The sequence below is a fragment of the Dyella kyungheensis genome (genome assembly GCF_049913195.1).
GTDB lineage: Bacteria > Pseudomonadota > Gammaproteobacteria > Xanthomonadales > Rhodanobacteraceae > Dyella > Dyella kyungheensis.
Window position 1 is genome coordinate 4,435,121 of record NZ_CP183983.1, and the last position, 13,430, is coordinate 4,448,550.

Consider the following 13,430-nt stretch of genomic DNA (forward strand, 5'->3'; position numbering starts at 1 on the left):
GCCGAGAGCTGTTTGCCCGCAGGTCAAGGAAGAACGAAGGAGTGTATGTCGATACACGACTGAGTGATGACGCCGGCCTGCGGGCAAACAGACTCGGCCCGAAGGGTTGAGCCAGTGTGAGTGCCAGTCCTGGCACTCACACTGGCTCAACGCGGACCATGCAGCGATATTGAACAGGCTCCCCACTACTCTCCCCGCCCGATGAATCGCGCCGACCCGACTCCCGCCCGAGCCCCTGAACGCCGTTTGCGTCTGCTGAGCTGCAACATCCTGGCGGGCGCCAGCGTGCAGCGCTACAGCGAATACGTCACCCGCAGCATCAACGCCGTGCTGCCCGGCCGCAGCAAGCTCGACAATCTCGACCGGCTCGCCGAAGTGCTGCCTCAGTTCGACGTGATCGGCCTGCAGGAAGCCGATGCCGGCAGCCTGCGCTCGGGCTTTCTCAACCAGACGCGCTATCTCGCCGAAGCGGCGGGCATGCCGTTCTGGAGCCATCAGCCGAATCGCCCGATGGCGCGGCTCGCGCACTCCTCCAATGGCCTGATCAGCCGGCTGGAACCGAGCAGCGTGCTCGATTACCCGCTGCCCAGCCGCATCCCCGGCCGTGGCGCGTTGCTGGCCCGTTTCGGCGAAGGCGACGAGGCGTTGGCGGTGATGATCGCCCACCTCTCGCTCAGCGCACCTGCGCGTGCGAGGCAGTTGGGCTTCATCGCCGAGGTGTTGCAGGACTTTCCGCACGCGGTGCTGATGGGCGATCTCAACACCGAAGTGCGCAGTCCGGAAATGAAACATCTGTTCGCCAAGTCCAGCCTGGTGCCGCCGGATCAATCGACGCCCACCTTTCCCAGCTGGAAGCCGCGTCGGGCGCTGGATCACATTCTCACCTCCGAGAAAATCCAGCTCGATAAAGTATGGGCGTTGCCGCAGGCGTTCTCCGACCATTTACCGATAGCGGCCGAGATTCGCCTGCCCAGCCATATCGCTCCACGCCCGCACCGGATGCGCCGATGAACCGAGTTTTACGCCTGACCCTGCCCTGGTTGACGCTGATCGCGATCGGCGTGTGCGCCTATGCGCTGCGCTATGGCCTGGTGGAATCGCCCCAGGTGGCTCACCTGTGCGAGACCGGCAGCTCGCTCACCTGCGATATGCGGCACGCCGTGGTGATGGGCTTCGTGCTGGCGCCCCTGAAGCTCAGCGCCAGCTACAGCTATCAGATGGGCATCTACGGCTGGGTGGCCTTGCTGGCCACCGTGCTGGCGTTGTTCTGGAAGAAGCCGGCGACCGCGCGGTTTTCCGCGGCAACCGGCATGGTCGCCGTCGTGCTGTACTGCTTTGCGCCCGGCGCGCTAGCGCTACTGGTGGGTTGCCTGCGGCTGGTGCGTCTGCAATCGTCCGGCGCGACGCCACTCGATCATCACCGCACCGGCGCTGGCCAGATTCACAGCCAGCCATAACCAGGTCGTCGGATTGAGCCCGATCTCCTGCGCCACCACCACGGCGGCCAGCAGCGGCAGCAGGCAGGCCATGAAGCGTTCCTCGATGATCGGCACCACGCAGTAGCCCGCCGATTCCATCAGCGCTGCAATGAAGAAGCCCACGGCAGGCGGCCAGAACAGGCCGAGCGGGAAATCGCGGTAGCGTCCGTCGAACACCAGCAACAGGCCGTAGAAGGCCAGGCCAAACATCCATCCAAAACGCCAGCGGCGATCCGGCAGCTGGATCGGCGCGGTGCCTGCCAGCCGAGCGGCGATGCGCCGGGCCAGATAAATCGCGGTGAGCAACGACAATACGCAGAGCAGGCCGGTGAACACCCACTCCATCGCGTTGCGGCAGTCGTAGATCATGCGTCGACCCTGCCACGCGATCGACATGGCTGCAGCAAAGCCCGCCAGCACGAGCGCGATGCGACTGCGTGCATTGCCCAGCTCACGACGCCAGAGGCCGGCCAGCAGAAACAGCGCAGCGCCGGCCGCGCCCGCGTACCAGCCGACGATCCAGTTCGGTTCTTCGACCACCGGACCCTGCATGCCGAATTTGGGCCGCGCATCCACGTCGAAGATGCCCCAGTAGCCGCCGACCGTGCCTTCCTGATCGCGTTTCCACGGCTGGTCGAAGGCTTCGATCACGTTGTACGGCATGTCCACGCTGCCGGCGTAGACCAGGAATTCGCGCAGATAACGAGCCTCGTTGACCAGGCTCGCGCTGGCCTGCCGGCGCGGACGACCTTCGCTCGGCCAGCCGGTTTCGCCGATCATCACCTCACGGCCGGCGAAGCGCGCTTTCATCTGTGCATAGACGTCGGCCACGTGACGGATCGCATCCTGCGGCGGCACCGGTTCGTCTTCCCAGTACGGCAGGATGTGGATGGTGAGGTAGTCGACCGAGTCGGCCATCTGCGGATAGCGCAGCCAGAATTCCCACACGTCGGCATAGGTCACCGGCACGTGCGTGTCGTGCAGCGCATCGCGCACGCGTGTGATGTACGCCGTCAGCGCTTGTGGCGACTGTTCGCCGCGCAACAGCACCTCGTTGCCCACGATCACACCGCGGATCACCTCCGGATGCGCCTTGGCGGTGGCGATGCCCATCGTCACTTCGCGCTCGTTGAGCTTCAGGTCACGGCCGAGCCAGATGCCCATCAGCACCTTCATGCCGTATTTCTGGGCGATTTCCGGCACGGCGTTCAAGCCGAAACCCTGCGAATAGGTGCGCACGCAATCGAAGCGTTCGGACAAGGCCTTCAAATCGGCGTCGATGCGCTCGGGACTGACGAACGCTTGCGGATCGAGCGGCGTTTCGCCCGGTTTGCGGAACGGCGCATAGGAAACACACGCAATGCGCGCCGACGGTGCGTCGGGCAGCGCCACCGGACGTCCGATCTGCCACCACCAGACCGCGCCGGCCACCACGGCCACCACGAGGATCAGCCATGCCAGCGGTGCAACACGGGAGGACGGCGAGGACGGGGGCGACATGCACTTCCTGGTATGCGCCGGACGCGGCGCCTCGTGGGTGGCGGATTCTAACAGGCGCCAGGACTTCGCCATGTCCGTCCAGAACCGCCCCCGGGTTTCACGTCACGCTCAGCGGGGGGTGGCCATGCTTGCGTGTCACGCGCTGCGCGCCGCCCCCGGCGGGGCTGCGACCTTCATCGCGCGAGTCTTGGCACAAGGAGTAGTCATGTCCCTGCACGCAGCACCGCGGCGAGTCGCCCGCCGCCTGCTCACCCTGGTGGCCGCCCTGTGGCTGATCGGCGCGGCTTCCGCCGCCGAGCCCAGCGAAGCGCAACGCACCGCGTTCAAGCAAGCCTACGCCGCGGCCCAGCAGGGCGGCGACGGCTGGCGCTCGGCGGCCAGCGGTCTGCAGGACTATCCGCTCTATCCGTATCTGGAAGCGGCCTCGCTCACCCACGACATCCGCCAGATCCAGCGTCCGCAGGTCGAGGATTATCTCAAGCGTTATCCCGCCCTCATCCCCGCCAGCGACTTGCGTCGCGACTTCCTCACCGAACTCGCACGCCGGCAGGACTGGGACAATTTTCTCGCCATGTATCAGCCGGGCCTCGGCGATGCGCTGGCCTGCAACGCGCTGCAGGCGCAGTTGAGCAAGGGTGCGCAGCTCGATTTCGACCGCGATCTCTCCGCGCTGTGGAGCAAATCCAAGCTGCCCAGCGCCTGCGATCCGGTATTGAGCGCAGCGCACGATCAAGGGCTGCTCACCGAAGCGCGCCTGTGGGATCGCATCGACCGCGCCGCCGATGCCGTGCAGCCGGGCACCATCAACGCGATCGCGGGTTGGCTGCCGGCCGAACAGGCGCAATCCGCACAGCGCATCGCTTCGGCCCTGAGCGATCCGGGTGCTGCCGTGGTGGCCGCCAATCAATGGCCCGATTCGCCGCGCAACCGGCAGGCTGCCACGCTGGCGCTGGAGCGTCTTGCGCGTCGCCAATCGGTCACGGCCGACATTGCCTGGCAGAAACTGCAGGACCGCTTCGCCTTCACGCCCGAGCAGCGCAATCGGGTGATGTATGCGCTCGCACTGTTCCATGCCACCGATTACGACGCCGACGCGCTGTCGCGTCTGATCGCCCTGCCCGCCTCGGTGCAGACGGATACCAGCCGCGAATGGCGCGTGCGCGCCGCACTCGCCCAGCAGGACTGGACTGCCGTGCTCGCGGCCATCGATGCGATGCCGGCCACGCAGCAGCAGGATGGCGAATGGCGCTGGTTCCGCGCCCGCGCATTGGCCGCCACCCACCGCGAGGCCGAGGCGCAGCACACGCTCACCAGCCTGGCGGCCGAGCCCACCTTCTTCGGTTTCCTCGCCGCCGATCGCATCAACGCGCCGTATGGCATCTGTCCGATCGAGCTCAAAGGCAACCCGCAACGCGAGCGCGCCCTGCTCGCCAACCAGGGCCTGCTGCGCTCGTTCGAACTCTACGCCGTAGGCCTGCCGAAGCAGGCCCGGCGCGAATGGACCCAGGCGCTCGACGGCGCCGATGCGGAAACACTGAAGCTCGCGGTGGATCTGGCCTATCGCCGGGGCTGGTACGACCGCGCGGTCTTCACCTTCAACACCGGCGATGCGCTGCGCTACTACGAGCAGCGCTTCCCGCTGGCCAGCCAGGACGGGCTGGTGCCGCAGGCGGAGCAGGCTGGCATCGATCCGTCGTGGGCGTACGCCATTCTTCGCGCGGAAAGCGCCTGGATGGCCGATGCGCGCTCAGGCGCCGATGCACGCGGCCTGATGCAGCTTCTTCCGTCGACGGCGGTACTGGTGGCCAAGCGCAACGGCGTCACCTGGACCGGCGGCGACTCGCTCTACGATCCCGTGATCAACATCATCCTGGGTACGCGCTATCTCGCGCAGATGGCGGCCCGCTTCAACGGTGCGCCGTGGCTTGCCAGCGCGGCCTACAACGCCGGTCCGGGCAAGGTGGACCAGTGGCTGCAGGCGCGCGGCTCACTGCCGCCGGACCTGTTCGTCGCCACCATCCCGTACAAGGAAACGCGCGAGTACGTGGCGCGCGTGATGTCCTTCGCGGTGATCTACGACTGGCGCCAGCACGGCAATGCCGTGACGCTGTCGCAGCGACTCACGCCCATTGGCCAGACCTACACCCTGCCGGACAGCCGCAGTGAGCGTAAGCTGGTGACCTGTCCGGCGGTGGCACCACCCGCACCCGCAGAAGCCGGTTCGGCTGCGCCCGCCAGCAGCATGGCACCCCCCGCTGCAGCGAGCAGCAGCGGCACACATTGAGGCGGAATCAGCCAGTGACATTGAAAGCCAAACAATTGGTCGTGCTCGGCGGCAGCGGTTTCGTCGGATCGCACCTGTTGCCGCGACTGGCCAAAGACGGCCATCGCATCCTGCTGCTCTCGCGCAATCGCGAGCAGCGGCGCGCACTGGGTGTGCTGCCCGGCGTGCGTATCCACAGCGTGGACGTGTATGACGCCAACGCGCTGCGCCGCCAGTTCGAAGGCGCGGACGCGGTGATCAACCTGGTCGGCATCCTCAACGCCTTCGGCAATCAGACCTTTCACCATGCGCATGTGGAACTGACCCAGCGCGTGCTCGGCGCCTGCCAGGCGGCGAACGTGTCGCGCCTGCATCACATGAGCGCGCTGAAAGCGGGCCAGGGCCTGTCGCAATACCTCAAGACCAAGGGCGAAGCGGAAGCGGCGGTGCGCAATTCCTCGCTGGACTGGACCATCTACCAGCCCAGCGTGATGTTCGGCGCGGATGGCGGCATGGTGCAGCGTTTCGCCGGCCTGCTGCAGCAAATGCCGGCACTGCCGCTGGCGCGCGCTTCGTCGCGGATGGCGCCGACCTGGGTCGGCGACGTGGTCGAAGCGATGGCGCGTTGCATCGGCGACGACAAGCTCGGCATCGATCGCAGCTTCGAGCTGTACGGCCCCGATGTGTTCACGCTGGGCGAGATCGTGCAGCTGATCCGCGACACCATGGGCGTGCGCACACCCATCCTCCCGCTGCCTGACAGCCTCGGCCGCCTGCAGGCACAGGTGGCCCAGTTGCTGCCGGGCAAGCCCTTCTCTCTGGACAACTTCCATTCGCTGCGCACCGATTCGGTGGGCAAGTCGGATGGCTACGCAGCGCTCGAGATCACGCCGCAACCGCTGGCCGCATGGCTGCCGGTGCTGTTGAACGTGCTTCCCCGCCAACGGCGACTGGATCACGCGCGCTCGTCCGGACGCTGACTGGCGTCTATGCGGGACGGTACTGGCCGTCCCCTTGAGGGAGCGCACTTGTGCGCGACGGCCCGGCGTCACGGCAAGGCCGTCGCGCACAAGTGCGCTCCCACACAAACCTTCGGCTCTTCAGGCAAGATCAGCGCATGCGCATCTACCTCGTCGGCGGCGCCGTCCGCGACAAACTGCTCTCACGCCCGGTGACCGATCACGATCACGTCGTGGTGGGCGCGCGCCCCGAGGACATGCTCGAACAAGGCTATCGCCCGGTCGGCAAGGATTTCCCGGTCTTCCTGCATCCCAGGACCAACGAGGAATACGCACTCGCACGCACCGAGCGCAAGACCGGACACGGCTATCACGGCTTCGCCTTTCACGCCGATCCGTCGGTGACCCTGGAACAGGATCTGGCGCGGCGCGATCTCACCATCAACGCGATGGCCGAGGCCGAGGACGGCCAACTGGTCGATCCGTTCAACGGTGCGCGGGATCTGCAACAACGCCTGCTGCGGCATGTATCGCCCGCCTTCCTGGAAGATCCCGTGCGCCTGCTGCGCGTGGCGCGTTTCGCCGCGCGTTTCGCACCGCTGGGCTTCACCGTCGCGCCGGAAACCATGGCACTGATGCAGCAGATGGTGCGCGATGGCGAGGTCGATCACCTGGTGCCCGAACGCGTGTGGCAGGAAACGCGCAAGGCGCTGGGCGAAGCGCAGCCTTCGGCGTTCCTGCGCGTGCTGCGCGAATCGGGCGCGCTCGCCGTGCTGTTTCCGGAAGTGGATGCGCTGTATGGCGTGCCGCAGCGCGCGGAATTCCATCCGGAAGTCGATACCGGCGTGCACATCGAAATGGTGCTCGACATGGCCGCGCGCATCGCCCCCGGCAATGACGTGGTGGGCTTCTGCGCACTCACCCACGACCTGGGCAAGGCGCTTACGCCTGCCGACGTGCTGCCGCGTCATCTTGGCCACGAGCACGCTGGGGTTGCCCCGCTGCGGCAGCTCGTCGCGCGCCTGAGGGTGCCCACCGAACACGCCGCGCTGGCCGAGCTGGTATGCCGCGAGCATCTCAACGTGCACCGCGCCTTCGAACTGAAGCCCTCGACGGTGCTGCGCCTGCTCACTTCGCTGGATGCGTTGCGCCGCCCTGAACGGCTGTCGCTGTTCCTCGCCGCCTGCGAGGCGGACAAGCGCGGCCGCCTGGGCCATCAGGACGACGCCTACCCTCAGGCGGCCTATCTCCAGCGTGCCTGCACTGCGGCCGCGGCGGTCCGTTCCGAGTCGTTCGTGGCGCAGGGGCTGCAGGGTCCGGCCATTGGCGAAGCCATGACCGCGGCGCGGGTGGCGGCCATCGCGGCGTTGCGGCCCTCCGCCGCCTGAATGCGGCGAGCCGGCAAAGCCAAATGAAAGCCTATCCAAAGTAAGGTAACCGGCTAGAAATCTGTCCGTTTGGTGCGACTGGGTGGGTCCGTGTATAAACGCAGACGCCCTCCAGCCCGCCCTATCTGCGGCCAGGCATTCGTTTCCAGCTTTTCCGGAGTCTTCCGTGCCGACTGCCTACCAACCGACTTCACCGCTGCGCCAGCGGTTTCGCCCGCTGTGGTGGCTGGCCATCAGCTATGTGCTGATCGGCGCACTCACCCGCATCGTGCTGCTCTTCATGGCCGGCGGCGGCGTCCCGCACAATCCGCTGTACTGGGCCTATGCGTTCGGCGTCGGCCTGGCCTACGACCTGATCACCTTCGTCTTCCTCGCCTGGCTCTTGCTGCTGTATCTGTGGCTCGCGCCGCGGCGGCTGTATGCGTCACGCGCGGGGCAATGGGTGCTCTATATCGCGGGCGCGGCGACGTTGTTCGGGCTACTGTTCGTGGCGGCGTCGGAGCTGGTGTTCTGGGGTGAATTCGGCACGCGCTTCAATTTCATCGCGGTGGATTACCTCGTCTACACCACCGAAGTGATCGGTAACATCCGCGAGTCGTATCCGCTCGGCACCTGGATCAGCCTGCTCGCCATCGCCACGCTGGTGGTCGTCTGGCTGAGCCGCGGCGGCCTGCAGGCACGCGACAGCGGTAGCACCTTTCTCCAGCGCGGCAAGGTCGTGCTGGTGTGGCTGCTGATCACGGTGGTAGCGGCCGTAGGCGTCAAGGGCACCTACAAGGACCGCACCGACAATGCCTATGTGAACGAGCTCTCCGGCAACGGCGTGTTCGAATTCTTCGCCGCCTTCCGCAGCAGCCATCTGGACTACTCGCGCTTCTACCGCACCCTGCCCGATGACGTGGCGTTCAAGCGCGTGCGCGAGCTGGTGAAGACACCCGAGGCTACCTACCTCAGCGACGACCCGCACGATCTGACGCGCGAGATCCGCCACGCCGGCCCCGAAAAGCACCTCAACGTGGTGCTGATCAGCGTGGAGAGCCTCTCAGCCGACTTCCTCTCGGAGTTCAGCAGCAAGCGCGGCAACATCACGCCCAACCTCGATGCGCTGATCGACCAGAGCATGTTCTTCGACAACCTCTACGCCAACGGCACGCGCACGGTGCGCGGCCTGGAAGCGTTGTCGCTGTCGGTGCCGCCCACGCCGGGCGATTCCATCGTGAAGGCGCACAACAACGAGAACCTGTTCTCCGCCGCCAACGTATTCAATGCGCGCGGCTACCAGTCCGACTTCGTCTACGGTGGCTACGGCTACTTCGACAACATGAACTACTTCTTCGCGCACAACGGCTATCGCGCGGTGGACCGCAACGACATCGGCAAGGGCGAAACCATCCACCACGAAAACGTGTGGGGCGTGGCGGACGAAGATCTCTACACGCTGGCGCTCAAGCAGATGGACGAGGCGCAGGCGCAGGGCAAGCCGTTCTTCCTGCACATCATGACCACCTCCAACCATCGCCCGTTCACCGTGCCGGCCAATCGCGTGCCGCAGAAGAACGGTACGCGCGAGGCGGCGGTGGCCTATACCGACTGGTCCATCGCCGACTTCATCAAGCGCGCCAGAGCCAAGCCCTACTTCGACGACACGGTGTTCGTGATCACCGCGGACCACTGCGCCTCCAGCGCGGGCCGAAGCAGCGTGCCGATCAACCGCTATCACATCCCGCTGTGGATCTACTCGCCCAAGTACATCCCGCCGCAGCGCGTGTCGCGGCAGATGGCGCAGATCGACATCATCCCCACCGTGATGGGCCTGCTGAATTTCAGCTACCGCAGCCGCTTCTTCGGTGCCGATATCTTCCAGCTCGAACCGGGCCGCGAACGCGCCTTCCCGGCAACCTACGAGAAACTCGGCTACCTGCACGGCGACGTGATCACCGTGCTCGAACCGCAGCGCAAGCTCGAACAGCTCAAGCCCAACTTCGCCAACGGCGACGCTGTACCCAACACGCCGGTCGACCAGGGCCAGGTCGACGACGCCACCGCCTACTACCAGGCAGCCGCCAACCTGTTCAAGCACGGACAGATGGTGAAGCGGCCGGATGACGACAAGCCGGTGCCGCCCGCGCCGGATTCGGCTCCGGCATCCGCTGCCGGCGCCCAGTAAAAGAAACAACGCCCGCGTCGTCGACGCGGGCGTTTTCATTCAAGCCATATGGCCGCTATCGAATCAGAGCCGATCGCCCTGATCCGCTTCCAGCACGTCTGCCGGCAACGGCAGCACCTCCATGCCACGCGCGAACAGCATGACCTGGAAGCGCTCGCCCATCTGCTCCGGCAGCGTCAGCTTCTTCACTTGCTGGGCGAGGTTGTAGCGCGTGGTTTCGTCCGCGGCGGCTTCGTAGGACGCACCGAAAACGTCCTGCAGCCCGCTGCCGATGAGGAATTGAGCCTGCGGCATGTAGCCGGCTACGCCGAAACCTGCGCTGTTGCCGGCTTCGGCCAGCGCGGTGAAATCGACTGATGCAGTCAGGTCGTTGAGGCCGGGAAAATACAGCGGATCGTTGTGCGAGCGATGGCGGTAATAGGCGCGCAGCGTGCCATCGTTGCGTTCGGGCAGGTAATACTCGCGGCGCACATGGCCGTAGTCGATGAACAGCATGACGCCGGCGGTCAGCGAGCCGGCGATGGCCTGGATCCAGTACGGCAGCTGCGGAAGGATCTCCGAGCGATAGCCATCGGGAAATTCCGCTTCGAGATCGCGCTCGACATGACGCACGGCGCCCGACACCAGCGCATCGGCGGGACGATCCACGCGCATCAGGCGCCCTTCGCCATCGAGCGCCACGTATTCTTCGTAGATCTCGCCCTCGCGCATGACGAAGCGCGTGGTCGGCAACGCATCGATCACTTCGTTGGCGAACAGCACGCCTTGCCAGTCCTGCTCGGGCGGGCGATCCAGCCACAGCACGTGGGCGAACAGCTCCGGCGGTAGCGCCGCCGCGAGACGGTCGCGCTGGCGTTCGCGCAGGTCGGCACTGGGTTCGAGGATGTAATAGCGACGGGGGATGCTGCCATTCGCGGCGAACGCCTTGAGCGCGGCCTCGGCAAAGGAGCCACTGCCACCGCCAAGCTCCAGGAAGTCGGCCGATTCGCCGAGCATCTCGATCACGGGATAGGCGGCATTCACCACGCAGCGCGCGAACAGGTCGCCCAGTTCCGGCGCGGTGATGAAGTCGCCCGCTTCGCCGAACTTGGTCTTGCCGGCGCTGTAGTAGCCGAGGCCCGGCGCATACAGGCAGCGTTCCATGTACTGCGAAAACGGCATGGGGCCGTGCGCGGCGATTTCCTCGCGCAGCCGCGTCAGCAGTCGGTCGGAGTGGGCGCGCTCGTCGGCGCCGGGATCGGGAAATCGTGAAGACATGCGCGTTGCCTGCGGGGAAACGCGCGAAGTTTAACCCATGCCCCGCCATAGCCTCGTGAGGGGGAGACTGGCTATGACGGGGACATCGGCCCAGCTGACTTAGAAACTGAAGTCCTTCTGCAGACTCAGGTACACGCCACGGCGCGGGCCGAACTGCGGCGCACCCACGCCGACGCCGGTACCGTCACGCAACTCGTAGGTGCGATCGAGCGCGTTGATCAGCGCCAGCTGCGTCTTCACCAGGCCAAGGCTGCCGAGGGTGAAGTCGTGGCCCACATTGAGGTTGAGCTGGAAGTAGTACGGCAGCGATTCGCCGTTCGGCACCAGGCCGTCCTTGCGCAGGCCGCTGCCGAAGAGGTAATCGGCGCCGATGCGCGTGGTCTTGGAGAACGAATAGGTGATGCCGCCCGACGAGGTGAGCTTCTGGTCGTGATCCAGATGGATGTAGTTGTCGTAGATGTAGGCCAGGTCGTCCGGACTGAAGTTGTACTGGCCGGTGATCACGCGCTTGCCCATCGCACGGTTGTACGACGCGTTGAAGTAGGCGGTGACCGGGCCGTTGTCGTAGTTGGCGGTGAGTTCCAGACCGCGAATGCGACCGAAGTCGTAATTGAAGTTGGAGTAGATCAGCGCCGCACCGAACTGGCCCTCGTCCTGCAGGCGGCTCACCTGGCGGTAATACGCATCGAGGCCCACGGTGAAAGTGGAGCCGAACTGCTGCTGGATGCCCAGGTCGTAGTAATTGGAGCGCTCCGCCAACGGCAGGTTGTTGCCGCCGCTGGGCAGCTGGTTGGTGGTGCCGTTGAAGCGGGCGATGTTGCTGTCGTCGATCACTTCCGTCGCCGGCGGGGTGAAGTAACGCGAATAGCCGGCATGGATCGTCGTGCTGTCGGTGGCCTGGTAGACCACGCCAAAACGCGGGCTCAGCTGGCTTTCCGTGCGGAACAGCTCATAGCGGTCGCCGCGCACGCCGTAGTTCACCGTCCACTTGTCGCCGATGCTCCACTCGTCCTGCAGATAGGCCGACCAGGTGCGCGCCAGCAGATTGGTCGCGTCATAGATCGCGATCGGGGTGGTGCTGGCCTGCGAACCGTCCGGATTGGCGGGGAAGGTCAGCGAGTTGTTGGTGGTGTTGCCGCGCTCGAACTCGCCGTAGATGCCGTAACGCAGCGTGTGGCTTTCGCCCAGCGGCGTGGCGAAATCCGCCTGCAGCGTATCGGCGCGGTTGGTGCGATTGATCGTGGACGCCACGCCGTTGAACATCAGGTCGCCGATCTCATCCGGATCGAAGCCCACATGGGTGTAGCGCTGGCCCAGCGACACCTGGTAATCGGTCTTGCCCCACTTGCCCTGCAACGACAGCACGCCGAAACGCGTCTGTTCCTGCTGCCGCTCGTTGAGGTCGGCGGAGTTGAAATCCACCGTGTCCAGATAACCGAATTGCGGCGTCTGGCTCGGGTTGTTGGGGATCTCGAAGCGATTGTTGGTCGCGCCGAACATGAAGCTGAGTCGCGTGTTGTCGTCGATCAGATAGGAGATGTCGCCAAAACCCTTCACCTGGTTGGTGTGGTCGTGGATCGGCGTGCGGCTGGCGGTCGGGTTTTCGATGCCGACATCGTTCTCCAGGTAGTTGGCGGTGAGGAACCAACTCCAGCGATCGTTGCTGCCCCACAGCGAGGCATTCGGGTTCAAGGTGCCGAACGAGCCGCCGGTGATGCCGACGCTGCCGCCGTTGCCCAGGTCATGGCCACTCTTGGTGTCGATGTCCACCACCGCCGCCGTACGCAGGCCGTACTGCGCGGGGAGCGCGCCGTCGAGCAGCTTCACGCTCTGGATGGTGCGCGCGTCCAGCGTCTGGCCGAAACCGGAGATCGACTCGGGGATGATCACGCCGTTGATGCGGTACTGCAGGTTCGCGTGGTCGCCGCGCACGTGCACGCCGCCGTAAGAGTCCTGCACCACGCCCGGCGCCTGCAGGATCACCTGGTTGAGCGGGGTCGAATCGCCCAGCGGAAGCTGCTGGATCGCTTTCTGGTCGATCACGTACTGGCTGCTGCCGGTGTCCGGCGACAGCGAATTGCGCGCCTGGTCGAGCGCCGCGGTCACGTCGACGGCACCCAACTGCTTCACCTTTCCAGCAGGCTGGTTGCGGGTGGCGCTGGTGGTGCCGGCATCGTTGCCGTCGGTGGCGCCGGAGGGCGCGACATTGCTGGTATCCGGGGTCGGACTGGTCTGGGCGAAGGCGGTGGGAACGGCGCCAAAGGCAACGGCAAGACTCAAGGCGAGCAAGGTACGTTTCATCGGGTTTCCGGGAGGGGGCAGTGATGTTGTTATTTTCGATACGTTATAACATTGCCATTCTAGCCTACCCGGCGCCTGCCCCAAAAGTCATGCCTGCCCCCACAAGTTCATGCGTTC

General features: G+C 65.5%; 9 protein-coding genes. 6 read left to right on the forward strand and 3 right to left on the reverse strand.

The window, feature by feature from the left end; genetic code table 11:
• Nucleotides 1-201: 201 nt before the first annotated feature.
• Nucleotides 202-1,011 carry an endonuclease/exonuclease/phosphatase family protein gene (locus tag ACN9MB_RS19975; RefSeq protein WP_426270025.1) on the forward strand — a complete coding sequence of 270 codons (810 nt, stop codon included), beginning with the start codon at nt 202-204 and terminating at the stop codon, nt 1,009-1,011.
• Entirely contained in the window at nt 1,008-1,457 is a 450-nt protein-coding gene (locus ACN9MB_RS19980; protein ID WP_426270026.1) for a hypothetical protein, read from the forward strand. Before ACN9MB_RS19975 ends, ACN9MB_RS19980 begins: the two co-directional genes overlap by 4 nt.
• Here ACN9MB_RS19980 and ACN9MB_RS19985 read toward each other — a convergent pair.
• Nucleotides 1,356-2,978, reverse strand: coding sequence for a glycosyl hydrolase family 17 protein (locus ACN9MB_RS19985; RefSeq protein ID WP_426270027.1), 1,623 nt, complete (start codon nt 2,976-2,978; stop codon nt 1,356-1,358). The genes ACN9MB_RS19980 and ACN9MB_RS19985 overlap by 102 nt on opposite strands.
• A gap of 205 nt (nt 2,979-3,183) precedes the next feature.
• Here ACN9MB_RS19985 and ACN9MB_RS19990 point away from each other — a divergent pair, with 205 nt between their 5' ends.
• The 4 genes from ACN9MB_RS19990 to ACN9MB_RS20005 all read left to right on the forward strand — a co-directional run bounded on the left by ACN9MB_RS19990 (nt 3,184) and on the right by ACN9MB_RS20005 (nt 9,755).
• Nucleotides 3,184-5,262 carry a transglycosylase SLT domain-containing protein gene (locus ACN9MB_RS19990; protein ID WP_426270028.1) on the forward strand — a complete coding sequence of 693 codons (2,079 nt, stop codon included), beginning with the start codon at nt 3,184-3,186 and terminating at the stop codon, nt 5,260-5,262.
• A gap of 20 nt (nt 5,263-5,282) precedes the next feature.
• Nucleotides 5,283-6,221 carry a complex I NDUFA9 subunit family protein gene (locus tag ACN9MB_RS19995; protein ID WP_426271953.1) on the forward strand — a complete coding sequence of 313 codons (939 nt, stop codon included), beginning with the start codon at nt 5,283-5,285 and terminating at the stop codon, nt 6,219-6,221.
• 137 nt (nt 6,222-6,358) lie between these two features.
• Nucleotides 6,359-7,588, forward strand: coding sequence for a multifunctional CCA addition/repair protein (locus tag ACN9MB_RS20000; RefSeq protein ID WP_204637756.1), 1,230 nt, complete (start codon nt 6,359-6,361; stop codon nt 7,586-7,588).
• Nucleotides 7,589-7,754: 166 nt separating this feature from the next.
• The gene (locus tag ACN9MB_RS20005; protein WP_426270029.1) at nt 7,755-9,755 is read left to right on the forward strand and encodes an LTA synthase family protein; all 2,001 of its coding nucleotides are present in this window, start codon (nt 7,755-7,757) and stop codon (nt 9,753-9,755) included.
• A 63-nt stretch (nt 9,756-9,818) separates the two neighbouring features.
• Here the strand turns inward: ACN9MB_RS20005 and ACN9MB_RS20010 are convergent, their stop codons facing one another.
• Both ACN9MB_RS20010 and ACN9MB_RS20015 read right to left on the reverse strand, forming a co-directional pair.
• Nucleotides 9,819-11,012, reverse strand: coding sequence for a class I SAM-dependent methyltransferase (locus tag ACN9MB_RS20010; protein WP_426270030.1), 1,194 nt, complete (start codon nt 11,010-11,012; stop codon nt 9,819-9,821).
• Nucleotides 11,013-11,111: 99 nt separating this feature from the next.
• Complete coding sequence (locus ACN9MB_RS20015) at nt 11,112-13,313, reverse strand: TonB-dependent receptor domain-containing protein (RefSeq protein ID WP_426270031.1); 2,202 nt, start codon at nt 13,311-13,313, stop codon at nt 11,112-11,114.
• Nucleotides 13,314-13,430 lie beyond the last annotated feature (117 nt).